The following is a 26,097-nucleotide window of genomic DNA, read 5'->3' as shown; positions in this document are numbered from 1 at the left end:
GTAGTTTGTTGTTTTGCGCCCTACAATCACCATTTTTAGGTATATTTATTACTCTGCTGTATGCGCTCTTGCCGTACGTCCTCCTGCTCCTCTCATTAGGTCCATAGATGTGACTTCCTCCTATCTCTCCAAATCTCTAGAGTTTTTATTCGAGAACTCTAGTCTTTTCCTCCCGAATCTCTAGAGTTTCTTTTTGTAATCACAGATGTATCCGAGAGCCTATATGAGATAACCCCCAGCATTACCCATACTTCTCTCTAGGGGTATCTATTATAGGCTGTTGGGAAGGGTACACTTCCTCGCCCTCGGCGGGTGCATTTTTCGTAGCTTTGTGTGTACTATATGTAGACCTAGGGGAGTAGAACCAGTCACGAGAAGTAAAGAGGGGCTGGATGCAACTTTGATATACCTAAAATAACGGGTCGTGTCTGCCCCCAGCAATGGAATATAAGTGATTGCTCATACAATAAATCCCTGCTGTGACCTATGTGTATATAGGAGGCTGCAATGTGTGTAGTGTGCTAGTTGTCATTGGTATATATTAAGCTGTGTAACGACTAATGAGTATCGATATCACCCAAGCAGGACAAACCCTATTTGAAGAAATCCGTCATGTGGATGAGCAGGGTGTAGAGTATTGGAAGTCCCGAGAGCTGGCCAAGGCCCTTAGTTACTCCGACTACCGTAACTTCCTATCTGTCATAAAAAAGGCTAAAGCGGCCTGTCTCAATAGTGGGGAAAAGGTAGAAAACCATTTCGGTGACATCACCGAAATGGTGCAGCTTGCAAAAACAGCTCAGCGAAAGGTGGATGTAGTCAAGTTATCGCGCTATGCCTGCTACTTGATTGTGCAGAACGCAGATCCATCAAAAGAGGTAGTTGCACTAGGACAGACCTACTTCGCTGTTCAGACAAGGACACGGGAGCTACAAGAAGAAAGGCGAGCACAGCTAACCGAAGAAGAGCAAAATCGGCTTTTCCTTCGGGGAGAGGTGGCAAAGCATAACACACAGCTTGCGGCTGCTGCTCAGGATGCTGGGGTTGAGACTTCTCAGGAATATGCAATCTTCCAGAATTGTGGATATAGAGGTCTCTACGGAGGGCTTGAAGCCAAAGATATTCATGCACGGAAAAGACTAAAGAAGAGCCAGCAGATCCTAGACCACATGGGGAGTACGGAGCTTGCTGCCAATCTCTTCCGTGCTACGCAAACAGAGGAGAGGTTGAGGAGAGAGGGAATTAAAGGTAAGCAGAACGCTAATCGAGCCCATGAGGAGGTCGGAGCAAAAGTTAGGCAGACCATAAAGGAGCTCGGAGGAACCATGCCAGAGGATCTCCCTGTGGCAGACAGCATCAAGAAGGTCGAAAAGAAGCTAAAGCCTACACCTAAAAGGAAGAAGCTCAAATAAAACTCCTTCACGTCCCCATTTATCATAGCTGTTGTTTCCCTTGGGAGCAGAGTAGGGTTGATTTCTAGCCTACGTTTGCGCGTACAACCGTTAAAGGTTTTGTTTGAAGGTATTCAAGATGAGCTCTTTATGGCTCAAGATGGAGCGGTCTTTTCCCCTTGGAGATAGACAGAGAGCGATTATTTGAAGAGGAGAAGTGTACAAGAAAATTTTTTCTCTCTGACTTGTAGGGCGTTTTAAGGTTTACCCTTGGGTTCGTTTAGCGGGAAAGAAAAAGTTATCCTACCTTTGCTGTGTCCTCAAGTGAGAGGGCAAAAATTTATGTTTTACTTAATATATTTTGCTGAATCATGGGAAAGAACAAGCCCCTCAACTTCTCACTCAGCGAACGTACGTTCAAGACTGGGAAGTTCGCAGGTAAGACCTTTCAGGTCGCCCTGCCCACCAATCGTCATGCAATCTCCTTTGAGCGTTTCTGTGAGCTCGTCGCAGGGCAGACCACGTTCAACTACATGGAGGTGGCCTCCGTCCTCAATCTCGCAGCAGATATGGCTCGTAGCCTAGTGGCTAACGGAGACATCGTAGAGTATGGTCGTCTAGGTCGCTTACGCCCAAGCATCAAAAGCCACATGGTACCTCAGGGTGAGACTTTTAATGCCAATACCCATATCAAGGGTGCATGTGTGACGCTCATGCCAAGTCGTAAGTACTTCCGACTCGCAGACGTGAGCTTCGAGCGTACAGCCACCAAGATGAAGAAGGGTAAGTCTGGTAATAAGCCCAAGCCAAGTACCCCGCCTAGCGGTGATGCCCCACAAGGTGGCGGAATTGGGATATAAAAGTCCTTTGACCAAATTGAGAAGCCAAGAGCCTCACTCTCCATACTTCGGAGGGTGAGGCTCTCTCCTTTCTGCTCGCCACCTTTTCTTCTTTCGGAACGAAGGCTGTAAGGGCGAAATTTGTATCTTTGACTGATGGCACCCTATATACTATATAAATTAGGGGTCCACTTGGTGACGTATTTTTTCCATAGTTTGATTGCTTCCTATGAAGAGACTAGTCGCATCGGCCCTCACGCTGGGCTGTGCCCTTAGCCTACCTTTCCTTAGTCTACCCCTCTCGGGCCAGCGCACGGTAGAGCGTCTGGAGAAGGGATGGCGATTTACCCGAGTAGATGACCCCAAGGCCTCCGCCGAGGGCTACGACGACAGCAAGTGGAGCCGTGTCGTCGTACCCCATGACTGGGCGATCTACGGCCCCTTTAGCTTCGACAACGACAAGCAGCATCTAGCCATCACGCAGGATGGGCAGAAGGAGGCCATGGAGCACGCAGGCCGTACGGGTGGCCTCCCCTTCGTCGGGGTGGGCTGGTACCGCCGTACGCTTTCTATCCCCGAGGATCTTGGGCAGCGTAGGGTCGTCCTACGCTTCGATGGGGCGATGAGCCATGCTCGTGTGTATGTCAATGGGCACGAGGCGGGCTATTGGCCCTATGGCTACAATAGCTTCCACCTCGATGTCACCCCCTACGTCCGCCCCGGCAAGGACAACACCCTAGCCGTACGACTAGAGAACAAGCACGAGAGCAGTCGCTGGTACCCCGGTGCAGGCCTCTACCGCAATGTCCACATGGTCATCACCGATCCCATCCATGTGCCTACATGGGGGACACAGATTAAGACTCCCGTCGTACGGGGAGACTTCGCCTATGTAGACGTCGAGACAAAGCTCGCTGGGCTGAAGACACTGGGGAATGAAGTGCTGACGATCAAGACCCATATCCTTACCCCTCTGGGCACAAAGATCGCGGAGACTAAGGCTTCCTTTTGGGATGAGGACAGCATCCTGCGCTCGGGCTTCGAGGTGCAGAATCCTCTACTCTGGGACATCGGTCATCCCTACCTATATAAGTATGTCGTGGAGCTGTCGTCTAGTGGCAAGCTCCTAGACCGAGATACGACGACCTTCGGGATACGCTCGATCGAACTGAAGGCTGGCGATGGCTTCTACCTCAACGGGCGCAAGATCAAGTTCCAGGGTGCTTGCCTGCACCACGACCTTGGTCCCCTCGGTGCTGCTGTGAACGAAGCTGCTATGCGCCGTCAGATACGTCTGATGCAGGATATGGGTGTCAATGCTATCCGTACCTCGCATAATATGCCTGCCCCCGAGTTCGTCCGTCTATGTGACGAGATGGGGATGCCGCTGATGGCCGAGAGCTTCGACTCCTGGGCTCAGCCCAAGGTGCCCAATGGCTACAACCTAGACTTCAACGAGTGGCATGAGCGTGACCTGGTGAACCTCATCCACCAGTTCCGCAACAGCCCCTCCGTCATCATGTGGAGCATCGGGAACGAAGTCCCCGAGCAGCCCTCTGCCGAGGGTGCTAAGCTCGCCTACCGCCTCCAGCAGATCTGCCACAGAGAGGATCCTACTCGCCCCGTCACCAACGGGATGGATAACCCCAAGGCAGTGCTCAAGACCGGTATGGCAGCTACACTAGATATACCGGGCTTCAACTATCGTCCCTTCCTCTACGACACGGCGCATCGTGTCCTCCCACAGGGCTTCCTCCTCGGCTCCGAGACCTGCTCTACGGTTAGCTCACGAGGTGTATACAAGTTCCCCGTCGTGCGCAAGTCCATGGCTAAGTACCCCGACCATCAGTCCTCTAGCTACGATGTCGAGCACTGCGGGTGGAGCAACCTCCCCGAGGACGACTTCATGCGTCAGGAGGACCACAGCTGGAGCATGGGTGAGTTCATCTGGACGGGGATCGACTACCTCGGTGAGCCCACACCCTACTACAGCGACTGGCCCAGCCACTCCTCGCTCTTCGGTGCGGTGGACCTAGCAGGTATCCCTAAGGATCGCTTCTATCTCTATCGTAGCCACTGGAACAAGACTTCGCCCACGTTACACATCCTACCCCACTGGACTTGGCCTGACCGAGTAGGTGAGGTGACCCCCATCTTCGTCTATACGAGCTACCCCGAGGCGGAGCTCTTCATCAACGGCAAGAGTCAGGGGCGTCAGCGCAAGGATCGCTCCGTCACGATCGATGCTACGGAGAATGAAGAGAGCTTCAAGAACTTCACTCGTCAGAAGCGTTACCGCCTGATGTGGATGGATACGAAGTATGAACCCGGAGAAGTCAAGGTCGTCGCCTACAATGACGCTGGCGAGGTAGCCGAGGAGAAGGTCATCCGCACCGCAGGCAAGCCCCATTACCTCGAGCTCGTAGCCGACCGCACGACCCTCACGGCGGACGGACGGGATATAGCCTTCGTGACGGTGCGTGTGGTGGATAAGGATGGCAACCTGATTCCCGATGATGCCCGTCTCTTGAACTTCCGAGTTACGGGTGCTGCTACCTTCCGTGCAGCCGCCTCGGGTAACCCCGCTTCGCTGGATGCCTTCCACCTGCCTCGTCACCACACCTTCAGTGGCCAGCTTGTGACCCTCGTACAGAGCTCTGAGCAGTCGGGCGAGGCTGTCCTCCATGTCTCGGCTAAGGGTCTGCCTACGGCTACTCTGCGCCTTCAGATTAAGTAAGCTCCTAACTCATACGACCCTCCACCGCCCTCCGCCTACTGCTAGGCAGGGGAGCGATGGAGGGTCTTTCCTATCCCTCCAGGACGATGCCCTACTACACCCCGAGTGAGATCGAGCATATCCTCGCCCTCACCCAGCAGTATCAGACGACAAGCCCCGAACGTGTCCTCCTCGGCAAGGGGGCGATGAGCCGTGAGGAGCGAACCCTCGTAGCCCTCCAGCTAAGCACTCGTGTAGCTCTCTCGAGGCGACTCCCACGGTGGGCGGAGGTCGGAGCCTTCGTCCCCTCCTCCCTTGCCCTAGAGCAGTGCTCCAGCGAGGAGGCTGCCGAGTATAAGAGACGCTTCGCACGAGAGGATGACCGCCTCCTTGACCTCACTGGAGGGATGGGGGTAGACTTCGCTGCTCTGAGGGCGGTGACGGCTCATGGGGTGTATGTGGAGCGTCATGAGGAGTTGGCTAGTGCTGCAGCCTACAACCTCCCTCGTCTCCTCCCCACTCAGCCGAGTGAGGTGATCTGTGGGGAGTCGCTAGAGCTCCTCCCAGAGCTCCTCGAGCGTTACCGCCCGAGCCTTATCTACCTAGACCCTGCACGTAGGGAGGGTGGTGACCAGCATCGTAGGGTCTATGCCATCGAGGACTGCGAGCCTGACCTTCGGGAACTCCTACCGAGACTACGCTCGCTCTGCACTTCGCTTGGCTGTACACACCCTCGCCTTCTGGTTAAGCTCTCCCCGATGCTGGACATCACGCATACCCTGCAGAGTGTGCCCTACGTCACCGAGCTACATGTCGTAGCCGTGCGGGGCGAGGTGAAGGAGCTCCTACTGTCCCTCGACCTAAGCCTAGAGGAGGCGATGCCCGAGGCTGGGGCAGTTACCATCACGGCGGCGAACCTCCTAGGCTCGGAGCGACCTGCCCAGATCTTCACACAGCCCCGTGCCCTAGCTCATGAGGGAGAACTCACGGCGATCTACGCCACTGAGCTCTCGACCTATCTCTATGAGCCGAATGCCGCCCTCATGAAGTCGGGGCTCTTCAAGACCTTAGCGGAGACCTTCGCCCTGAAGCCCCTCCACCCCAGCACCCATCTTTATACCTCGAGCCATCGGGTCGTGGAGTTCCCCGGGCGAGTATTTGAGGTACGAGCTGTCCATCCCTTTGCCTCCTCTACCCTTCGTCGGCTGGGTCGAGAGCTCGGGGCAGCGCAGATCTCGTGTCGCAACTTCCCCCTCTCTCCCGAAGCCCTTCGTGCTAAGCTCGGCATCAAGGACAGCGACACCCAGACGCTCTTCGCCCTCACACTCTCCCCCTCCACCCCGCTCATGGTGCTCTGCCACCGCCTGTGATGTGAGCGAAGGTGGTGTGCTTGGAGTTTCAATAGGCTTTGAAACGGGAGAGGGAGAGCTGAGGGAAGAGACTTTCCAAAATAAAGGAAGAGTGAGCTCTATCTCAATCAAGTGTTGTGTAATATACTTATAGTAAACGACTTATGGTGTTTGCTGAAAGTGCCCTCTACGAGTTATGGTAACTCGCTTCAGCAAGTTATGGTAACTCATTAAAACGAGTTATGGTAAGTCGTTGTAGAGAGTTATGGTAAGTCTCCGAGACGAGTTGTGGTAACTCGTTTTCCAATCCTGTAAATGGCATAAATAGAGTGTGTTACAATCGGTGTCAATCCCGTGTATATCTTTTGTTTGTGCTATTGGTGTCGTTGCTTGTATTTCTTTTCATTGCCTAGCTTCAGTGTCTTGCAGATAGGGAGTAGGCGATCTTTTTGTTCCTTCCCGCTCCTTATGTTAGCTCTTCTAGGTGAGACGTGGCTCAGCCTCAGCTCGGTAGTTTACGTTTGGTGATGTAGGGTATTAGCTCTAAATTTGCCCTGTCATGTGGGTGTGATGGATCTCATGCACCACGATGTCTTCTTGCCCATCTTGCTATACCTCCGCTCTGATGCTGAGGTATAGTCTAAATACAGTATAACAATGGATAATCAGAAAGTAGACCTTTTCATCCTTACCAACCAAAAGTATTTTGAGCCAACACAGCTCCAGATCATCCGCGAGCGACTACAGGCAGTGGATGATACGAAGCTCCTCGCCCTTTCGTCGATCGAATACAAAGATCCAAGCATGATGCTCCTAGTATCTATCTTCGCTGGGACACTTGGTGTAGACCGATTTATGGTTGGGGATGTAGGGATTGGCGTTGCCAAGCTCCTGACCGGAGGTGGCTGTGGGATCTTTGCGCTGATTGACTGGTTTCAGATCCAAGGTGTCACAAGGCGTAAGAACTTTGAGGCACTGATGCAGGTCCTCAACTACTAGCTTCGCCACTGCTTCACACCTCTTATATTGTGATCTCGGGGTTTGCTTCGAGCTATGTGTGATGCTCACAAGTCCCGCTGTACCCCTCTATATAGGAGGGGTAGGTGGTTGCTGGTGCTTGTCCTCGGGCTTGTGCTTGTGACCTTATATTATGCCCTTGAGCCATCATCGGGGAGCCTTCCCTCATGTCTACTCCTTAGGCTTACAGGTTTTCGTTGCCCGGGTTGTGGTACACAGCGCGCTGTACATGCACTCCTGCATGGGAACTTTGCACAGGGAATAGCGTACAACTATTCCCTGCTCTTTACTGTACCCATTCTGGCACTCTATATCGGTGACGCATTGTGGGGAGAGAAGACACCACGTCTGAGGGCATTCCTACGCCACCCGCTCGTTATCCTTTCCCTTGTCTTAATACTCCTTGCTTGGTGGATACTACGTAACTGCTGGGGTTACTAGGGGCTTATCTGCGGAGAAAGCCCTATCTTTGTGAGCAAGAATAAAGAAGCAACTTCGTATGCCCTCCGAATATACCATCGATCAGATGTTGCAAGCTGAGATTGAAGCTCTCCGCAACATCCCCCGTGATAACGATTACGAGAAGGCCATAGCTCTTATACTTGAGCGTGTGCACGATGGAGGGGGGCGTCTCATTACTTCGGGAATGGGCAAGGCGGGGCAGATCGCGCATAACATCGCCACGACCTTCAGCTCCACAGGTACACCAGCTTATTTCCTTCACCCTAGTGAAGCACAGCATGGAGACCTTGGGATGGTTTGCTCCAGTGATGTGATGCTTCTGATTAGTAATTCGGGGAAGACTCGAGAGGTGCTTGAGCTGGTTGCTCTTGCACGTCGGATGTATCCCTCCCTACCCTTCATCTTGATTACGGGTAATCCCGATAGTCCACTCTCTGGAGAGGTCAATGTCTGCCTATCCACAGGTAACCCTAAGGAGGTATGTCCCCTCGGACTCACCCCCACCACCAGCACTACGGTGATGACGGTACTGGGAGATCTGCTCGTGGTGAGCGTGATGCAACGCATCGGCTTCACCTATCACGACTACTCCCTCCGCCATCATGGTGGCTACCTTGGGGATAAGAGTCGTGAGCTACAGACAGAGCAGCGCTAGGCGTCTGCTCACGTGGGGTACGAAGCTGTGAGGCTATGTACCTCGTTATTCCAGATTTTGTTGTGTGTGCCGAGGTTGGGCTGAGGTAGTCCATGAGAAGCACACTGCCTACCACCTAAGGATAGGCGTATTAATTACAAGAGCAATCAATGACATTTGAAGCCCTAGGGGTGAGTGCCCCTATTTGCCAAGCCGTAGCAGAGCTTGGCTACGAACAGCCTATGCCCGTGCAGGAAGCTGTTATACCCCATCTCCTCGGAGAGCCACAAGACCTCATCGCACTAGCCCAGACGGGCACAGGTAAGACTGCCGCCTTTGGTCTTCCCCTCCTACAGAACGTCGCACGTAGCCTCGACGAGTCCAAGACTCGGACAAATGCCTCGGGGCATGCACGTGCCCTTGTCTTATGTCCCACCCGCGAACTGTGCTTACAGATCTCCGATGACCTTACCGAGTACAGCAAGTATCTCCCCTCAGTGCGTATCCTCCCTGTCTATGGAGGCTCATCCATAGAGGCACAGATACGCACCCTTCGTCGTGGCGTCGAGGTGATCGTCGCCACCCCAGGCCGTCTAATCGACCTCATGGAGCGTGGTGTGGCTTCGCTCGACGAGGTGCAGACTGTTGTGCTTGACGAAGCGGATGAGATGCTGAATATGGGCTTCACCGAGAGCCTACAGACCATCCTAGCACAGGTGCCCAAGGAGCGTCACCTCCTCCTCTTCTCTGCTACCATGCCTCGTGAGATCAGTTCGATCGCAGCTTCGTACATGCATCATCCTCGTGAGATCGTCGTCGGTACCAAGAACCAAGGTAATGCCAATATCAAGCACCACTACTATGTCGTCTCTGCCCGCCATAAGTACCTTGCCCTAAAGCGCATTGCAGACTATTACCCCAGCATCTATGGGATCATATTCTGCCGTACACGTAAGGAGACTCAGGAGATCGCAGACCAGCTGATCCGTGATGGCTATAATGCCGATGCTCTGCATGGTGAGCTCTCTCAGGCTCAGCGTGACTACGTGATGCAGAAGTTCCGCATACGCAACCTTCAGCTCCTCGTAGCTACCGATGTCGCTGCCCGAGGGCTAGATGTGAACGACCTAACGCACGTAATTCACTATGGTCTACCAGATGATATCGAGAGCTATACCCACCGCAGTGGCCGAACCGCCCGTGCCGGGAAGATGGGACTATCCATAGCTATCTGCCATAGCCGTGAGCGTGGACGCATTCGAGATATAGAGCGCATCTCGCACGCTACCCTAGAGCGTAAGAACCTACCCACAGGACAGGAGATCTGTCAGAAGCAGCTCTTCGGTCTAGCTGATCGCATTGAGCGAGTAGAGCTCACCGAGGATGCTACTCTGGAGAGTGTACTCCCTGACCTCCTGCGCAAGCTCGACTGGCTCGACAAGGAGGAGCTCATGCGTCGGATCATGCTCATGGAGTTTCGCCGTATGCTCGACTACTATGAGAGCGAAGAGGCAATCGAGGAGGCAGATGATAAGGGCAAGCTACCCACAGAGCGCAAGGAGAAGCGTGACAAGCGCAATGCCGTAGCCGAGGAAGGGATGAAGCGTCTCTTCATCAACTTCGGTAAGCTCGACAAGATGTACCCCAACAAGCTCATTGAACTCATCAACAAGTGCGTCCCAGGTCGTGTGAAAATCGGTAAGATTGACCTCATGCCTCGCTTCTCATTCTTCGAGGTCGATGAGCACGAGGCCTCAGAGGTCGTTACCTCCATGAGCAGCTACGAGGTAGATGGTCGGCGTATCGTCGTGGACTACGCTGATGCCGTAGGAGCCTCCGAGGGCAAGCGTGAGCGCAGAGGTAAGCGTACCCACTTCGACGATAGCCCACGTGCGCCACGCAAGGGGAAGAAGCATCATGACGACTATTCACCCCGCTCTAGCCGAAAGGGCGACAGTCACTCCTCACCCTTCGATAAGTACAAGGGTAAGAAGAAGTCCCGTAGGTAGTCGCCTGCCACTGTAATCCTAGCCCCACCTTAGCTCCTGCTCCTCATGGCGCAGGGCTAAGGTGGGGCTTCTCTTTGCTCCTGAGTGCATAGCCTGCTCTTCTCCTAAAAACACCCCTCTTGGGTTCGCTTAACCCTACGTCCTTGTTTGTTTAGATCTAACTTGTTGTGTTTTGAGCGTGGTGTATAGGAGGGGTGGTCGCTTATCTCTCTTTCGGTTTTCTACCCTCGATGGGGATCCTTCACAAACGACCTAGATAAAGGCCTTGTGAAGAGTGCATAAAGACTTACTATAAGTCGCCGTAACAAGTTACCATAACTCTCCTCGACGACTTACCATAACTCGTAATGACGAGTTACCACAACTCTTTGTAACGACTTGTGGTAACTCATCGGCACTCTGTTTTTGTCTCTTGTATTGTGCTGTTTTTAAGTGTGGTATGAAGTCTTGAGGAAGGGGATACTTGTCGTTGTCATGCGGTTTATTTTGTTATCGTTTTTGCTCTCCATCATCCATGGATGAGAGAAATATGCCAAACCTACTCAAACAAAGGGATGAGGAGCGACCAAGAATAGGAAATCACTACCTTTGTCTATCAATATCGTCCTCCCTCATGGGAGTTACTAGAGAGAAGCGATGAGCAAACATTCCTTCAAAGGGTTGGGCGTAGCCCTCGTTACCCCGTTCACAGAGACGAATAAGGTCGATTACAAGAGCTTAGAGCGTCTCGTAGAGCATCTATTGCGTGACCGAGCCACAGACTTCCTCGTCGTGCATGGTACGACGGGCGAATCCCCATGCCTCACCCGCCAGGAACGAGATGCTGTCACAGAGCAGATCGTGAAGCAGGTCGCTGGCCGTTGCCCCATCATGGTGGGTCTCGGGGGGAATAACACCCTAGAGACAGCCGATAGGATTGCAGCTATGGAGACTCGTGGGATTGATGGGATTCTCTCTGTGGTGCCTTACTACAACAAGCCTTCACAGGAGGGCATTTATCAGCACTTCTCGACACTTGCACGTAGGAGCAGTCTCCCTATTGTGCTTTATAATGTGCCAGGTCGAGTGGGGGTAAATATGGCACCAGATACGGTAATCCGCCTAGCTCAGGAGCATGAGAATATTATAGGGGTTAAAGAGGCCTCGGGCTTCCCACAGCAGGCAGAGCAGATTACTTCCGCAGAGCTCCCAAAGGATTTCGTTGTACTCTCTGGAGACGATGCTCTGACCGTAGCCTTTGTACAGAATGGTGCTCAGGGGGTAATCTCCGTGGTAGGTAATGCGTACCCAAGGCTAACGTCTCGCCTTACCCATCTGGCGATGCAGGGGCGATATAACGAAGCGGATATGCTCCAGACGGCCATGAGGCAAATCAACACACAGCTCTTCCAAGAGGGAAATCCAGCGGGGATCAAGGCATTGCTTCGCTTGATGTGTCTGATTGACTCCGATACCCTGCGCCTACCGCTGGTTCCCGTGAGTGAGGAGCTTCGTGTGCGACTGGATGAGACACGCAAGGAGCTTGACCTCTATGCCTCAACCATCGGGTGCTAGAGCCGTCTTTCAAGAACACATAATCATCATATTCAAGATCCTTAGCGTGTAAATGTTAAGGTACAGCCTAGGCTGAGAAAAGTACATGCAAGAAGAGCAGAGACCGATAGAGGATACAGGGGATGAGGTGTTAGGTAACCTAACTGCAGATGTTGAGTCGCTCAAGCGAAAGTCCGTCACGGGCTTCGGTTGGGCAACCGTGCAGCAGGCTGTCGGGCGCATCACGAGTTTCGTTATTCAGCTTGCTCTGGCTCGGTTGCTGACACCTGAGGACTTTGGTACGGTGGCTGTATTGTCGATCTTTATTGCCATCTCAACGACCCTGGCTAATGCTGGCTTTAGCAGCTCTCTATCTCGGACAGAGACACTCGATGAGCGAGACTTGTCTACGGTCTTCTATTACAACCTAGGGATGAGTGCATCCCTTTACCTAATACTTTTTATCGCCGCACCGTGGATTGCTGACTACTTCCATAACCCGATACTTATCCCTATCCTTCGGGTGCAGTCGCTCTCGATGGTCATATATGCCGTCTCGTCCATCCAAGGCATCCTCCTATGGAGGCGCATGGAGTTTAAGAAACAGATGTATGTGCAGCTCTATTGTGGAGTTATCTCTGGGTCTGTCGGTGTGGGGATGGCTGCTCTAGGCTTCGGTGTTTGGGCATTGGTGGGGATGGGTCTCGCTAATGCTCTTGTCAATGCTGGCCTGCTTTGGCATTATTCCTCTTGGCGACCCAAGAGGATATTTGATAAAGGGCGATTTAAGGTGCATTTTGATTTCGGTTGGCGCATTGCACTCTCTGGTATCATCAAGGAGATTTACAACAACATTACTACGGTCTTCATAGGTCGCTATTTCTCTACACGTATTCTGGGGTTGTACGGACAGGCAAATGCCTTCTATGTCGTGCCTGTATATATCCTAGCAGACCCTATAAACAAGGTAAGCTATCCCATATTCATACGTGTGCAGAGTAATATGGAACTTCTGCGAGCAGGCTATCGGAAGGTGATGCGTCTGCTGGTCATGATCTCGGTACCGACACTCTCGCTGCTCGCTGTACTAGCTCACCCGTTGTATCACTTCCTCTTTGGAGAGAAGTGGACACTTGCTGCTGGGTACTTTCAGATTCTTTGCTTGGCAGGTATTCTCCTACCATTGAATGACTACAATGTGAATATCCTTTCGGCTAAGGGGCGTAGTGATCTATATATGCGTCTAGATATTGTTCGCCGTATCATCGGAGGTGTTGGGATATTCATTGCACTTGTTTTTAGCAGTAAGTGGGGAGTATATGGGCTTCTGTGGAGTAGTGTCATTTGCCAAGTGATCTTCCTCTTTGTCAATAGCCACTACTCGGGGCGGTTCATCAATTATACGCTCTGGCAGCAGCTGAGAGAGCTTTTCCCATTCTTCATCATGAGCGGGGTCTCTGCCCTTGTTGTCTGGGGTGTAGATACGTACCTTGTTGGGGGGCTGTCCGACTTCCTTCGCCTGGCAATCGGTGGATGTGTCATGGCATTGATGTACCTGGGGCTACTGCTACTCTTCATGAGGCAGGACCTTCTCTATGTGTATGAGCTAGTGATGCACCACCTCTTGAAAAGAAAAACACCCGCCGAAGCTCATCATGGGCATTAGTTGTTGATAATGTAGTAGTCTTACATAAGGGAGATTACAGCCCTCAAATAACGAATGCTCACGGATTACAACCGGCGTATGTTTGCACATGTCACCTGTAATGGGTGAAGGTGGTGAATATACGTCCTCTGTATCTAGGGACGTTATAGTAATTGAAAATCAGAGGTATAGTAAAGCGTGAATGGGAGGAAAGAAGGTGGCTTTTTATTCTTTAGCCTCTAGTCATTGCCTAGAGATAAAGTATAAGTGTTTTTATTTCTTACCTTTGCATTTAGTAGATTTGCATATTGTATCATCGTACATAATTCAAGTTTAGATTATGAAGAAGATCATCATTGCCTCTCTGGCACTTATTTCGCTCGTTACCTTGGGTTCATGCAAGGCGAAGCAGAGCGCTTATAGAAAGGCCTACGAACAGGCTAAGCAACGAGAAATAGCAGGGCAGGATAATAAGCCAGCCTTGGAGTACGAAGCTCCTGCAACGAGTACGACAGTAGCACAGGCTCCTGTCACTGTACGCAAGGAGCGTGTCACCACCTATACAGGGGAGGACGCTAATCACCTAAAGCGATTCAGTGTGGTTATTGGAAGCTTCCAGAACCCTACGAATGCCCGTAACCTAAAGGATCGTATGGTTCAAGAGGGTTACAACGCCGTCCTCGCTACGAACGAAGCAGGTATGCTACGTGTCATCGTTGCTAGCTTCGATGCTCGTGAAGAAGCTGTTGCTAGCCGTGACGCTATCCGTGCTCGTTTTGCACCCGACTTTAAGGATGCTTGGCTGCTAGAGAACGATCTCTAGGCCAAGGCATCTTTCCTTCCACGACATTTCATGGAGATTAGACAAAACCATTCCCTTCTGGAGCATAACACGTTTGGTATTCGTGCTCAAGCAGATTGGTTTGTCTCTTTTCATGGGTTAGAGGATCTTAGCCTACTAGCTCGGGATGAATACTTCCAGGAGTGTCGCTGTCTTACTATTGGCGAGGGGAGCAACTTGCTCTTCCTCGCCAACTTTCATGGGGTTATACTTCATTCGGAGATCCAGACGATTGACCGAACAAGCGAGGATGAGGGGCATGTAGACTTCCTCGTTGGCTCGGGAGTGCGGTGGAATGATTTCGTCTCATTAGCATCCAAAGAGGGGCTTGGTGGGATTGAGAATCTCGCTCTTATCCCTGGGGAGGTGGGTGCTGCTGCTATCCAGAATATTGGAGCCTATGGTATGGAGATTTGCGAGCGTATCGTTGCTGTGCATACCTTCCATCGTCGTACAGGCGAGCAGCGTATCTTCTCTAAGGATGAGTGTGCATACGCCTATCGGCACAGCATATTCAAGGAGCCTGAGTACGCAGACTATATCGTCACCCATGTCCACCTTAGGCTAGACAAGAAGCCTACGTTACGTCTGGACTATGCAGACCTCAGGGAGCGTATTACCTCTCAGTATAAGGCTCCTACTCCAGACGACGTACGGCGTGAGGTCATCAGTATACGTGAGTCTAAGCTCCCTAATCCAAAGGTGGTAGGCAACGCTGGTAGTTTCTTTATGAACCCCGTTGTTGACGCCTCTGTCTTTGAGACTTTGCAACGCTCCTACCCCAATATGCCTCACTATCCGCTGGCTGATGGACGAGTGAAGGTCCCCGCAGGTTGGCTAATCGATACTTGTGGGCTTAAGGGCTATAGGATGGGGCATGCTGGAGTTTATGAGAAACAAGCACTAGTTCTCATCAATGCTGATGGCGAGGCTACGGGACAAGATATAGCACGCCTAGCAGAGCATATCCAGAGTGAGGTTATGCAACGTTTCAGTATAGCCATTGAGCCTGAGGTGCGCTACATTGTCTAGTCGATAAAAAGAACCCCTTACACTAGAATACGCCTTTTGTGGGAGTAAGCCTCATAGCTTAGGCTAGAGCCTAAGAGTGGTTACTCCCCCTCTCTAAACAATGAAGGTTATCCTCCTTGGCACGGGTACAAGTACTGCTATCCCTGAGGTTGGTTGTGGTTGTCCCGTGTGTCATAGTGGTGATCCTCGTGATCGTCGCTTGCGTTCCTCTGCGCTTATCATCACAGACTCTGGTAAGCGAATTCTTATCGACTGCGGTCCAGACTTCCATGAGCAGGCTGTGCGTCTGCACTTGGATCGCATAGATGCTATCCTCCTCACCCACGAACATTACGACCATACGTTTGGCTTGGATGATGTCCGCACCATCGCTTGGCGTCAAGAGCTACCTATCTATGGGCAGGCTCGAGTGCTAGAGACGGTGAGGGAGCGGATGCATTATGCTTTTGGTCCCAATCCTTACCCAGGGACGCCACGGCTTACTCTCTGTCCAATCGACGAGGATGGAGAAGGTTCATTTGAGCTCCTTGGGGAGAAGGTTACACCGCTCTTTTTCGATCATGGCTCGCTTCCTATCGTTGGTTATCGCATAGGTGCATTCACCTATATCACCGATATGAAGACGATCTCGGAGTCGGAATGGATGAAGGTGGATGGCTCGGAGCTCTTAGTCATCAATGCCCTTAGGTATCAGCGTCCACATCCGAGCCATCAGTCAATCCTAGACGTCGAAGCCTTACTCCCTAAGCTGCATCATCGTCCACAGCTTACACTCCTGACCCACCTATCGCACCATGCGCCGTCTCACCAGCAGCTGCTCTCTATGCTCCCAGAGGGGCTACAGCCTGGCTATGATGGTCAGTGTATCACGCTGTGTGATGGTCTAGTTTCCGAAACGCCACTTCCTCTATATGAGGAGCCCTTTAGCTACCGAGACCTAGGTCGCATAGCCTATGCTGAGGCGTGGGCAATGCAGAAAGAGCTCTTTGATGCTCAGCTTCAGGCCAAGCACGAAGGTCTTCCTACTGAGAGCTTCCTCCTCTTCTGTGAGCATAATCCTGTCTTCACCATGGGCAAGCATGCTGATTCGGCAAATGTCCTGATGAGTCTCGATGTGCTACGAGAGAGCGGTTATGACTTCTACGAGGTAGAGCGTGGGGGGGATGTGACCTATCACGGGCCAGGTCAACTCACGGGTTATCCTATCCTTGACTTAGAGCGGTTTCATCTTGGGCTCAAGTCCTATATCGAGCTTTTAGAGCAGTCGGTCATTGAGCTTCTGAAGTTCTACCGCATTGAGGCTGGTCTCAAGGACGGAGCAATAGGTGTTTGGCTCGATGTTGGGAACCCTGCTCTGGAGCGCAAAATTTGTGCTATCGGTGTCAAGAGCAGTCGCTATGTGACGATGCATGGCTTTGCGCTGAACGTCAATAACGATCTCGCTCCCTTCCAGCTCATCAACCCTTGTGGCTTTAAGCAAGGTAAGGTGGCCTCTATCGCCCAAGAAGTCGGGCATGAAGTAGACTTCACCGTGGTCAAGCATATGCTTGTCTCGATCTTGCATCGACGCTTGCATGAGCATCTCACGCCACGCTATTAGAAATATTTACCCATACGCTTACTCATCCAGTATATGAACGAGCTTAATCTCACTACCCCTTCCCTACTCTTCTCGGCCATCTCTCTGATTCTGTTGGCCTACACCAATCGCTTCCTCTCCTATGCCACTATTGTGCGCCACCTGAAGGAGAAGTATGAAAGCAATCCTGACTCTGAGAGCACATCGCTTGCTCAGATTAACAACCTCTATCGTCGCCTGAACCTCATCCGTGCGATGCAGATCCTCGGTGCGAGTAGCCTCTTGGTCTGCCTCGGTGCGATGTTCCTCTACTACATAGAGTGGAATGTGCTAGCAGGCTGGGTCTTTGGTCTCGGCATGGTGCTCCTTGCCCTCTCCCTCTGTCTCTGTATCTGGGAGATCCAGATATCGGTCAAGGCTCTAAACCTTAACCTACGTTCCATCAAGAAGGAGCTAGCTCCCTCCCTTCGTCGACGTCCGGATGATGAGACCCTGCAGCGTGAGAAGGCAAAGCAGAATAAGAGCAAAAAGAAAAGCAAAGACCGAAACGATCGGGAAAAAGAGCAAGGCCAAGGCAGAGAGCAATCCTCTCAGTCGCAGTCCTCTTCTCAGGGCGGTCAGAGGCAGTCTCAGCCCAATGCTAATCAGTCTACCTCGGCCAATACACCTACTCCTACGCCTCGTAGTGTACAGGACGGAAATCGTCCTCGTCGAGAGGAGGGCAACCGAGAAGGTCGTAACAATGGACAGCAGCGACAAAATCAGTCCTCTTCTCGGGGCAATCAGTCTACTCCCAATGCCTCTACTCCAGCCCAAGGCTCGGTGAATCAGCCCACCCAGCGTGAGGGGAATGAGCGTCAACGGGAGGGAGGAGAGCGTCGCCCTCGTCCAGAGCGCTCAGAGCAAAGGGCTGCACAGTCCCAGCAGCCTAAGGCACAGAGTGTAGAGCCTACTAAGGAGCAGGTGGCAGAGTCCACTTCTCACTCGAGTAATCCACAGCACAGCCTACCAGTCCCTACAGCTCAGCGTGAACAAATCCGTCGTCCTCGTCCTGAGGCACGTCCTGATACTCGCCCTGCGACAGAGACCCCCGTGGCAACATCTCAGCCCCAGACTACAGCTCAGAGCCATCAGTCTGAGCCTACAGCGCAACAGCCTACCACGGCATCTCGCCCCGAGCCTCAGAGGTCTGTGGAGCCTCAGCCCGTAGTTGCGCCAAGCCCTCGCCCAGAGCGTCCTATGAGTTATGAGGAAGCTGTGGCTCGTCAGCGTGAGCTACAATCTGACAGGCAGGAGACAAGTAATAACCCTGAGGAGTAGTATTTGCTACTTAATAGCCCTTGAGGTAGGGATCTCAAGGGTGCGAAAACTCGAGAGAGGCTAGACATCTATCTAAGTTGTCTAGCCTCTCTTTTGCTTTTCCTCTGCGGAGACTCTAGAGTTTCGGAGGCAGATCTCTAGAGATATGAGTCAGAAACACTAGAGTTTTTTATGAGGAATAGTGTACTGTGCTTGGGGGTATTGGGATAATCAGTAGAGGGATGAGTGTACGGACGTCATTCTCTATATCCCAGCTCCACAACGCTCTTTATTAGACCTAAGAGCTATTTCCCCACGTCGGAGAGACGGATGCTTGTACTCTGTAAGATAGATGGGTAAGACCATACTCCGAGGTGCTTAGGTAATATCTTTGTACCTTTGTCCATGGTAAGACTCTGGCTACTTCAAGTACCGGAGCTGGTTCTCACAAAGCAAAGCTACATATATGATCTCTCGGCTAAAGAAGATAGGGCGTGACTTCTCTCTTCTCCTCTCGGCACATACCACCCAAGACAAGGCTATTGCCCGCAACTGGATATGGCATGAGGATATTAGTACTTTTTGGATGAAGAAGTATATCGACCTAAAGTTCCCAGAGCATAAGAAGGTTTGTTTCTTCTCCTGCTTTGATCCACGTATCCGTCTCGCCCAATTCTATCCGGGTGTCAAGATTTTTTATAGTGGAGAGAGAATCTCCAGTCTGATGCCGTGCGTCCAGGCCTTCCTGCGGCTTGGCGTGATGCACGTGTTGCGGAGGTAGATCTAAGTATAGGCTTTGAGTTTCGCAAGGAGCCGAACTATTATCGTTTCCCATTCTGGATTTCTCACCGGGACTTCATTCAGCCTGACGCAACGCTCGAGGATATTCGGGCTTTCATCACTAAGCTCAATGACCCCAAGCGTAGGCTATATAACGCTCGTACTCAGGAGGAGCGCACACGCTTCATATCGCTGATTGCTTCGCATGACTTAGGTGGTGTGCGTACCCCCTTGATTAAGCTCTTGAGTCCAATCGGGCAGATTGATTGTGCGGGGAAGTTTATGAACAATACCGATGAGCTAAGGACGAAGTTTGGTGACGTTAAGGAGGACTTCTTAGCCAATTACCGCTTCAATCTTTGCCCAGAGAATAGTCTTGGTGAAGGCTATATTACCGAGAAGATCTTCGAGAGTATCGCCTCGGGCTGTATCCCCATCTATTGGGGTGATTACCTTGAACCAGGGATCCTCAACCCTAAGGCGATCCTACGCTACAAGGAGGGTGAGGAAGCAGAGCTATACGAACGAGTGAAAGAGCTGTGGGAGGATGAAGATGCCTACAGACGCTTTGCTGCGGAGCCTCCATTTGTCGAGGGTGCTGCGGAGCGTATCTGGGAATATATACAAGGTCTACACGAGCGTCTGGCGAAGCTCCTTTGAGGATAAGTACGCTGTCAGATACGGGTTTTGCTCTCGTTGTCTGCGATGCAGAGAGTACACCAAAGCTCCTAGATATGCAAGCCCCCGGAGAGGAATATCCCTCTCCGGGGGCTTGCGTTATAGGGGTAGTGTGGGTTGAGAGGTGCGCTCGCCCTGAGTGTATTGTGCCGCTGGTGGTCTTTGGACCATGCCTCTCGTTGATTTACTTGTGCTTTGCTCAGATCTCTAATGTAAAACTATTATCTTTGTCTATGAGACATTGCTAGTTACACATCGTAATAGATAAAAAGAATGGAAAAGCCCTATGTAATAGGTGTAGACCTCGGAGGTACTAACACCGTCTTCGGCGTAGTAGATGCCCGTGGGAACGTCGTCGTTAGCGCCTCAATCAAGACAGGTACGCATAATGACATCGAGCTATATCTCAGCGATCTCGTGAGTGGTCTGAATATGCTCATTGAGCAGGTCGGAGGGAAAGATAAGATCCGAGGTATCGGTATCGGCGCTCCGAACGGGAACTATTTCAGCGGATCAATTGAGTTCGCTCCAAACCTCCCTTGGAAGGGCAAGATTCCCTTGGCACAGATGATCCAGGATCGTATCGGTATCGGGGTCGTACTGACCAATGATGCCAACGCTGCTGCTATCGGTGAGATGACCTATGGTGCTGCTCGTGGGATGAAGGACTTCATCGTCATCACACTCGGTACAGGTGTAGGTAGTGGTATCGTCGTCGGAGGGCAACTCGTCTATGGTCATGATGGCTTCGCTGGTGAGCTGGGGCACATGATCGTACGACGTAATGGACGTATGTGTGGCTGTGGTAGACAGGGCTGTCTAGAGACTTATACCTCGGCTACGGGGGTAGCACGTACGGCTCGTGAATACCTTACCATTCGCTCCGATGAGAGCCTACTTAGGAGCATCGATATAGACGCAATTACCTCTAAGGATGTGTATGATGCGGCTGTCAATGGCGATGCACTGGCCTTGGAGATATTTGAGAGTACAGGGGCTATCCTAGGTGAGTCTTGTGCGGACTTTGTTACCTTCTCTTCACCCGAGGCCATTATCTTCTTCGGTGGTCTGACGAAGGCTGGTGACCTCATCATGAACCCCATCCGTCACCACATGGAGAAGAACCTCCTGACTATCTACAAGGGGAAGACGAAGCTCCTCTTCTCACAGCTGAAGGAAAGTGATGCTGCCGTACTCGGGGCAAGCGCACTTGGCTGGGAAGCAAAGGAGCTCTAAGCCTCATCCCATCACAATAAAAGCGACAAAAGAGTCAGCTAAAGGACGCACAAAGAAGCGTATCCTTAGCTGGCTCTTTCCCTTTCTATCTAAGAATACTAATGAAGAGACAACATCCTCTCTCTAGCTTCCTCTTCTGTCCTCGTTGTGGAGAGGCAGGTCTGGAGCATGTGCATGAGCGTGCGATCCACTGCACGCATTGCGACCTCACCTATTTCCATAATGTAGCCTCTTCGGTAGCGTGCTTCGTACTGGACAAGGATGGGCAAATCCTTACTGTGCGCCGAGGCAGAGAGCCTGCGAAGGGTACACTCGATTTGCCTGGAGGCTTCGTTGATCCTGAGGAGGGTGTAGAGGAGGCTGTCCGCAGAGAGCTGCTGGAGGAAACAGGGCTGAGGGTGCAAAGTATGCGCTACGCCTTCTCGATACCGAATATTTATCCTTACTCTGGCATTGATGTCTACACGGCTGATACTTTTTGGGTCGTACGAGTAGAGAGCTTCGAGGGCGCAGTAGCACAAGACGATGCAGAGGGGCTTGTCATTTGCTCCCCCGAGGAGCTACGAGCAGAGGACTTTGGGCTTGTATCGATACGAGCCTCGATTGAGCGACTGCTTGCTGATCGCTCTGTGCTAGATGACTAGCTCATGACCATCCCGTTTGATCGCCTCAGAGGGTATGCACCGCTGTGCTTCATCACAGCGGGGATTTTACTCTGGCGTATTACTTCACCCTTCTCTAGTATCCTACCGTGGATCATCGCCTCGATGCTCTTCTTTGCGATGCTGAATATGCCTCCGAGGGAGATGCGTCCAAGGCGTCAGCATTTGTTCTTGCTCCTCCTGCAACTAGGTATCGGTGGAACACTTTATGCCCTCCTCTCGCTGTGGGATCAGCGTATTGCATGTAGTCTCTTCATGTGCTTCCTTGCACCAGCAGCTACAGCTGCAGGGGCGATGACCAGTCTGATGGGGGGGGATGTAGGCTTTGCCACGGGCTATACCCTACTTACGCATACGCTTATCTGTTTCCTTGCGCCGTTGCTATTGCCCCTATTGGATGCAACCAGTACGCTTCCCTTCTGGACGCTCTCCGGACAAATTGCCCTGCTGGTAGCACGCATGGTGATTCTCCCAATCGCTCTGGCGTGGCTTGTGCGGGCATTCATGCATCGCTTAGGACGAAAGCCACGACCGCAGAAGAAGCTGACCTATTGGCTCTGGCTCTCATCGCTTATCTTCATCCTTGGGAAGGCGGTGGACTTTGTCGCTAAAGAAGGAGGGGAGAACGTTGTACTACTTCTTGCTTCGTTTGCCGTAGGCTTCTTGGCATGCTTCATCCAGTTCACACTCGGTAGGTTACTTGCTCGGCGGATTGGTATTGAGGAAACAGCTTGTCGTCAGGCTATGGGACAAAAAAACACTGCGCTCGTACTCTGGCTCTGTATATCCTTCCTTCATCCGCTTGTTGCCCCGGGTATTGCAGGCTACATTGCTTGGCAGAACTTCTTTCTTAGCTACTATATGCGCAAGGGGCAAACGGTGTGAGGGGCGAGCCTCTCTCTTGTGTGAATATACGCCAAGTATCTTGTGTTGAATTCGTTGGAACAGCCTCTTAAATCTAATAAATATCCCAGATGATATAATGAAAACACTCTGGAGCTTCAATATTTGCAATATACTGCTTGCGTATGCTCAGGATATGATGAGTAAGGGTGGTGAATATGCTCACCTCTCTACATAGATTATACACACGATATAATAAGATAAACAACATATACACAACATGATGAAGAAATACTTTGCACTACTATTACTTCTTTCAGGTAGTCTCACGCTTGTGGGGCAAGGTCGAGGGAAAGAGCCTTGGCAAGATCCAGAGGTGAATGCCATTAACCGGTTGCCTATGCACACGGCTTTCTTTGCGTTCAAGCAAGGGGAGCAGGCAATGGATAAGCATCAGAGTGAGCATTTCCTTTCGCTCAATGGTCAGTGGCGTTTCCACTGGGTGCGTAATGCCGATGAGCGTCCTCGGGACTTTGGTAGTCTTACCCTCAACGATAAGGGATGGGGGACAATGCCCGTACCTGGTATCTGGGAGATCAATGGCTATGGAGAGCCACTCTATGCCAATACGTTCTACGCTTGGCATAATCAGTTTAAGAATAACCCTCCTTTTGTCCCTACCGAGAATAACCATGTCGGTAGCTACCGACGTCAGATCTATGTACCTGCCTCTTGGCGAGGGAAGAAGGTCATCGCACATTTTGGCTCAGTGACATCGAATATTGATCTATGGGTCAATGGTCGCTCCGTTGGTTATAGCGAGGACAGTAAGCTCGAGGCAGAGTTTGATCTCACACCCTATCTAAAGTTTGGGCAAGAGAATCTAATTGCTTTCCAGACCTTCCGCTGGTCAGACGGGACGTATCTAGAGTGCCAAGACTTCTGGCGTCTGAGTGGTGTCGCCCGAGATTGTTATCTCTATGCTCGTGAGCCTCAGCATATCGAGGATGTGCGTATCATCTCAGATGTTGATACCACGGGCTACACAAAGGGGACGCTGGCTCTTGAGCTACGTAAGACGACACCATCGCTGCCCGTACAGGTCTCGCTACGTGACCGCTCGGGGAAGTCTATTCTACTCGATAAGACCTTCACTGGGAGAAGTGCAACCTTCACAGTTGAAGGTATTCACCTTTGGTCTGCAGAAGATCCATACCTCTACACTCTGGAGCTGGTAGCAGGTGGTGAGGTTATCCGCCAGCGTGTAGGCTTTAGGAATGTGCGTGTGGCGAACGGACAACTGCTCGTCAATGGTCAGCCTATTCTCATTAAGGGAGCAAATCGTCATGAGATGGATCCTGATGGAGGCTATTATGTCTCTCGTGAGCGTATGCGTCAGGATATGCTGGTGATGAAGCAGCTGAACATGAACGCTGTGCGTACCTGCCACTACCCCGATGATGACTACTGGTATCAGCTCTGTGATGAGTACGGACTCTATGTTGTGGCGGAGGCTAATCTGGAGTCTCATGGTATGGGCTATGGGAAGGAGACCTTGGCCAAACGTAAGGACTTCCTTCGGGCGCACCTAGAGCGAAACGAGCGCAATGTAGAGCGTAACTACAACCACCCCAGCGTCATCATTTGGTCACTAGGGAATGAGGCTGGGCACGGGGATAACTTCTGGGCAGCCTATCGTAGAGTTAAGGCTCTTGATCCTACACGCCCCGTGCAGTACGAACGCTCAGGGCTAGAGGCAACCGATATCTATTGCCCGATGTACCGCCAGCCTCATGAGGTCATTCGCTATCTAGAGAGCAAGCCTAAGATGCCTCTCATCCAGTGTGAGTATGCTCATGCGATGGGTAATAGCGAAGGGGGCTTCGACGAGTACTGGGAGCTGATACGTAGGTATCCTCAGTACCAAGGTGGTTTCATTTGGGATTTTGTCGATCAGAGTATCCGCTGGAAGGGTCGTGATGGACGGAGCTTTTATTCCTATGGTGGCGACTTTAATCGCTATGATTACTCTGATAATAACTTCCTAGATAATGGTTTGATTAGCCCTGACCGTAGGCTCAATCCACATGCTCATGAAGTCCGCTATGTGCAACAGAGCCTTCGTCCAGAGCTCATCGATGGTAAGGCAGGGAAGATACGTGTCTACAATGAGTATTTCTTCATTGACCTTGGTCGCTATGATCTCCGCTGGGAGGTCTCGGTGATGGGTCGCCCTGTACAGTCGGGTGTGATTGCCATGCCTGCGATTGCTCCACAGACGAGAGCAGAGCTGAAGCTCCCCTATCGGTTCCCTGAGGCTTCACCATACGAGGATGTGACGCTCCAGCTTTATTTCACTCTACGGGAAGCTGATGGTATCCTGCCTGCTGGTGAGCAGGTGGCTCATGAGCAGTTCGTCTTGCAGCGAGGAACTCTTGCTCCACTTGAGCTGAATACGCTCAGGGCTCAATCTGCTCCTCGCCTTATGACCAATGATACGCGCTATCTAATCATCACGGGTACAGACTGGCGTGTTGATATAGATAGGAATACAGGGTTTATTGCCCGCTATGATGTGGCTGGGCTCTCGCTCCTTGATGAAGGGCATCAGTTGAGCCCGAACTTCTGGCGTGCCCCAACGGACAACGATATGGGAGCAGGGCTACAGCGCAAGTATGCCGAGTGGAGATACCCAGAGCTGAAACTTAGAAGCCTTAAGATGCAAGAAGAGGCTAATCAGGTTATTCGGATAGAAGCGAACTATATCCTCCCTAGCGTTGGTGCAGAGCTCACGCTCCGCTATGGTATAGATGCCTCGGGTCATCTGCTCTATGAGCAAACGATGCACCCTGGGGCAAAGAAAGATGTGCCGAACCTCTTCCGCTTCGGTCTGCGCATGGAGCTTCCTAAGACCTTCAATCAAGTAGATTATTATGGACGAGGTCCAGTAGAGAGCTACCCTGATCGCAAGCTCTCACAGCATGTTGGGCATTATATGGGTACAGTAGAGGAGCAGTTCTATCCCTATATCCGCCCCCAAGAGACGGGGCTAAAGAGTGACCTTACCTTCTTCCGTGTCCTTGATCAAGGAGGGCGTGGGCTTGAGGTGCGCTCTGATTGCTATTTCATGGCCTCAGCCATGAATAGGAGCATGGAGAGCTTAGATGGTTACCCCAAGAAGACCCAGCAACACTCTGAGCTCATCCCTGTAGCTCCATTCACGCAGCTACTCGTTGACTCGGAGCATATGGGGCTGGGCTGCTATGATAGCTGGGGTGCGCTCCCACAGAAGAAGTATCTCCTCCCCTACAAGGAGTATTCTCTGCGCCTTCTCTTTTCTCCAATTATCCCTCTACGCCCAGCCCTCTAAGCTCTACTAACCGCAGTTACTCTCAAAGAAAGGATAGCTGGTATACAAAAGAGCAAGGCACATCGTATCTGATACGGTGTGCCTTGCTCTTTTGTGTCTTGTTAGCTGGTATACTTTGCGATGTGTCTCCTTTGGGAGTATAAGATATAAGCGGTGGATTATCCCATGCTGTAACAGGTTCTTTC

General features: G+C 51.6%; 19 protein-coding genes and 1 pseudogene. All 20 read left to right on the top strand.

Annotated elements, in window-relative coordinates; all coding sequences use genetic code 11:
• Window positions 1-560: 560 nt before the first annotated feature.
• The 20 genes and pseudogenes from dinD to HMPREF0636_RS07935 all read left to right on the top strand — a co-directional run bounded on the left by dinD (window position 561) and on the right by HMPREF0636_RS07935 (window position 25,912).
• Window positions 561-1,409, top strand: a complete 849-nt coding sequence (gene dinD / locus HMPREF0636_RS08025; protein ID WP_044169674.1) for a DNA damage-inducible protein D — start codon at window positions 561-563, stop codon at window positions 1,407-1,409.
• Window positions 1,410-1,759: 350 nt separating this feature from the next.
• Window positions 1,760-2,248, top strand: a complete 489-nt coding sequence (locus HMPREF0636_RS08020; RefSeq protein WP_005467976.1) for an HU family DNA-binding protein — start codon at window positions 1,760-1,762, stop codon at window positions 2,246-2,248.
• A 208-nt stretch (window positions 2,249-2,456) separates the two neighbouring features.
• Complete coding sequence (locus tag HMPREF0636_RS08015) at window positions 2,457-4,964, top strand: glycoside hydrolase family 2 TIM barrel-domain containing protein (protein ID WP_044169673.1); 2,508 nt, start codon at window positions 2,457-2,459, stop codon at window positions 4,962-4,964.
• A gap of 86 nt (window positions 4,965-5,050) precedes the next feature.
• Window positions 5,051-6,313 carry a THUMP-like domain-containing protein gene (locus HMPREF0636_RS08010; protein WP_052328800.1) on the top strand — a complete coding sequence of 421 codons (1,263 nt, stop codon included), beginning with the start codon at window positions 5,051-5,053 and terminating at the stop codon, window positions 6,311-6,313.
• 636 nt (window positions 6,314-6,949) lie between these two features.
• Window positions 6,950-7,291 carry a TM2 domain-containing protein gene (locus tag HMPREF0636_RS08005; RefSeq protein WP_044169672.1) on the top strand — a complete coding sequence of 114 codons (342 nt, stop codon included), beginning with the start codon at window positions 6,950-6,952 and terminating at the stop codon, window positions 7,289-7,291.
• 138 nt (window positions 7,292-7,429) lie between these two features.
• On the top strand, window positions 7,430-7,750 hold the full coding sequence (locus HMPREF0636_RS08385; protein ID WP_162147899.1) for a DUF2752 domain-containing protein: 321 nt from the start codon (window positions 7,430-7,432) through the stop codon (window positions 7,748-7,750).
• A 58-nt stretch (window positions 7,751-7,808) separates the two neighbouring features.
• A complete protein-coding gene (locus tag HMPREF0636_RS08000; protein ID WP_005467982.1) occupies window positions 7,809-8,426 on the top strand; it encodes an SIS domain-containing protein in 618 nt (205 codons plus the stop codon).
• 149 nt (window positions 8,427-8,575) lie between these two features.
• Window positions 8,576-10,414: a DEAD/DEAH box helicase gene (locus tag HMPREF0636_RS07995; protein ID WP_044169671.1), complete on the top strand. Its 1,839-nt coding sequence runs from the start codon at window positions 8,576-8,578 to the stop codon at window positions 10,412-10,414.
• Between the two features lie 636 nt (window positions 10,415-11,050).
• Window positions 11,051-11,968 (top strand): 4-hydroxy-tetrahydrodipicolinate synthase, encoded by a 918-nt coding sequence (gene dapA, locus HMPREF0636_RS07990; RefSeq protein ID WP_044169670.1) that lies wholly within the window; start codon window positions 11,051-11,053, stop codon window positions 11,966-11,968.
• An 85-nt stretch (window positions 11,969-12,053) separates the two neighbouring features.
• A complete protein-coding gene (locus HMPREF0636_RS07985; RefSeq protein ID WP_044169668.1) occupies window positions 12,054-13,613 on the top strand; it encodes a lipopolysaccharide biosynthesis protein in 1,560 nt (519 codons plus the stop codon).
• A gap of 319 nt (window positions 13,614-13,932) precedes the next feature.
• Window positions 13,933-14,415 (top strand): SPOR domain-containing protein, encoded by a 483-nt coding sequence (locus HMPREF0636_RS07980; protein WP_044169667.1) that lies wholly within the window; start codon window positions 13,933-13,935, stop codon window positions 14,413-14,415.
• Window positions 14,416-14,445: 30 nt separating this feature from the next.
• Window positions 14,446-15,465, top strand: a complete 1,020-nt coding sequence (gene murB, locus HMPREF0636_RS07975; protein ID WP_044169665.1) for a UDP-N-acetylmuramate dehydrogenase — start codon at window positions 14,446-14,448, stop codon at window positions 15,463-15,465.
• Between the two features lie 100 nt (window positions 15,466-15,565).
• Window positions 15,566-17,065 carry a lipoyl(octanoyl) transferase LipB gene (lipB, locus tag HMPREF0636_RS07970; protein WP_044169663.1) on the top strand — a complete coding sequence of 500 codons (1,500 nt, stop codon included), beginning with the start codon at window positions 15,566-15,568 and terminating at the stop codon, window positions 17,063-17,065.
• Between the two features lie 33 nt (window positions 17,066-17,098).
• Window positions 17,099-17,497: pseudogene (locus HMPREF0636_RS08515) on the top strand (DUF2721 domain-containing protein); the annotation flags it as partial.
• A 1,312-nt stretch (window positions 17,498-18,809) separates the two neighbouring features.
• Window positions 18,810-19,124 carry a hypothetical protein gene (locus tag HMPREF0636_RS08510; protein ID WP_044169662.1) on the top strand — a complete coding sequence of 105 codons (315 nt, stop codon included), beginning with the start codon at window positions 18,810-18,812 and terminating at the stop codon, window positions 19,122-19,124.
• Complete coding sequence (locus HMPREF0636_RS07955) at window positions 19,073-19,783, top strand: glycosyltransferase family 10 domain-containing protein (protein WP_044169661.1); 711 nt, start codon at window positions 19,073-19,075, stop codon at window positions 19,781-19,783. Before HMPREF0636_RS08510 ends, HMPREF0636_RS07955 begins: the two co-directional genes overlap by 52 nt.
• Window positions 19,784-20,074: 291 nt before the next feature.
• Entirely contained in the window at window positions 20,075-21,037 is a 963-nt protein-coding gene (locus HMPREF0636_RS07950) for an ROK family protein (RefSeq protein WP_044169660.1), read from the top strand.
• A 101-nt stretch (window positions 21,038-21,138) separates the two neighbouring features.
• Window positions 21,139-21,681 (top strand): NUDIX domain-containing protein, encoded by a 543-nt coding sequence (locus HMPREF0636_RS07945; RefSeq protein ID WP_044169658.1) that lies wholly within the window; start codon window positions 21,139-21,141, stop codon window positions 21,679-21,681.
• Between the two features lie 3 nt (window positions 21,682-21,684).
• Window positions 21,685-22,584, top strand: a complete 900-nt coding sequence (locus HMPREF0636_RS07940; RefSeq protein WP_044169656.1) for a bile acid:sodium symporter family protein — start codon at window positions 21,685-21,687, stop codon at window positions 22,582-22,584.
• 241 nt (window positions 22,585-22,825) lie between these two features.
• Window positions 22,826-25,912: a glycoside hydrolase family 2 TIM barrel-domain containing protein gene (locus tag HMPREF0636_RS07935; RefSeq protein WP_044169718.1), complete on the top strand. Its 3,087-nt coding sequence runs from the start codon at window positions 22,826-22,828 to the stop codon at window positions 25,910-25,912.
• The last annotated feature ends 185 nt before the right edge of the window (window positions 25,913-26,097 follow it).

Source organism: Porphyromonas catoniae ATCC 51270 (genome assembly GCF_000565015.1).
Classification (GTDB): domain Bacteria; phylum Bacteroidota; class Bacteroidia; order Bacteroidales; family Porphyromonadaceae; genus Porphyromonas; species Porphyromonas catoniae.
Note: the sequence above shows the minus strand (reverse complement) of the source record. Positions and strands in the feature narration are given on the sequence as shown.

Excerpts from the sequence above, each read along its gene's own strand:
- dinD (WP_044169674.1), top strand. The coding sequence starts at position 561 with ATGAGTATCGATATCACCCAAGCAGGACAAACCCTATTTGAAGAAATC.
- HMPREF0636_RS08020 (WP_005467976.1), top strand. The coding sequence starts at position 1,760 with ATGGGAAAGAACAAGCCCCTCAACTTCTCACTCAGCGAACGTACGTTC.
- HMPREF0636_RS08015 (WP_044169673.1), top strand. The coding sequence starts at position 2,457 with ATGAAGAGACTAGTCGCATCGGCCCTCACGCTGGGCTGTGCCCTTAGC.
- HMPREF0636_RS08010 (WP_052328800.1), top strand. The coding sequence starts at position 5,051 with ATGCCCTACTACACCCCGAGTGAGATCGAGCATATCCTCGCCCTCACC.
- HMPREF0636_RS08005 (WP_044169672.1), top strand. The coding sequence starts at position 6,950 with ATGGATAATCAGAAAGTAGACCTTTTCATCCTTACCAACCAAAAGTAT.
- HMPREF0636_RS08000 (WP_005467982.1), top strand. The coding sequence starts at position 7,809 with ATGCCCTCCGAATATACCATCGATCAGATGTTGCAAGCTGAGATTGAA.
- HMPREF0636_RS07995 (WP_044169671.1), top strand. The coding sequence starts at position 8,576 with ATGACATTTGAAGCCCTAGGGGTGAGTGCCCCTATTTGCCAAGCCGTA.
- dapA (WP_044169670.1), top strand. The coding sequence starts at position 11,051 with ATGAGCAAACATTCCTTCAAAGGGTTGGGCGTAGCCCTCGTTACCCCG.
- HMPREF0636_RS07985 (WP_044169668.1), top strand. The coding sequence starts at position 12,054 with ATGCAAGAAGAGCAGAGACCGATAGAGGATACAGGGGATGAGGTGTTA.
- HMPREF0636_RS07980 (WP_044169667.1), top strand. The coding sequence starts at position 13,933 with ATGAAGAAGATCATCATTGCCTCTCTGGCACTTATTTCGCTCGTTACC.
- murB (WP_044169665.1), top strand. The coding sequence starts at position 14,446 with ATGGAGATTAGACAAAACCATTCCCTTCTGGAGCATAACACGTTTGGT.
- lipB (WP_044169663.1), top strand. The coding sequence starts at position 15,566 with ATGAAGGTTATCCTCCTTGGCACGGGTACAAGTACTGCTATCCCTGAG.
- HMPREF0636_RS08510 (WP_044169662.1), top strand. The coding sequence starts at position 18,810 with ATGATCTCTCGGCTAAAGAAGATAGGGCGTGACTTCTCTCTTCTCCTC.
- HMPREF0636_RS07950 (WP_044169660.1), top strand. The coding sequence starts at position 20,075 with ATGGAAAAGCCCTATGTAATAGGTGTAGACCTCGGAGGTACTAACACC.
- HMPREF0636_RS07945 (WP_044169658.1), top strand. The coding sequence starts at position 21,139 with ATGAAGAGACAACATCCTCTCTCTAGCTTCCTCTTCTGTCCTCGTTGT.
- HMPREF0636_RS07940 (WP_044169656.1), top strand. The coding sequence starts at position 21,685 with ATGACCATCCCGTTTGATCGCCTCAGAGGGTATGCACCGCTGTGCTTC.
- HMPREF0636_RS07935 (WP_044169718.1), top strand. The coding sequence starts at position 22,826 with ATGAAGAAATACTTTGCACTACTATTACTTCTTTCAGGTAGTCTCACG.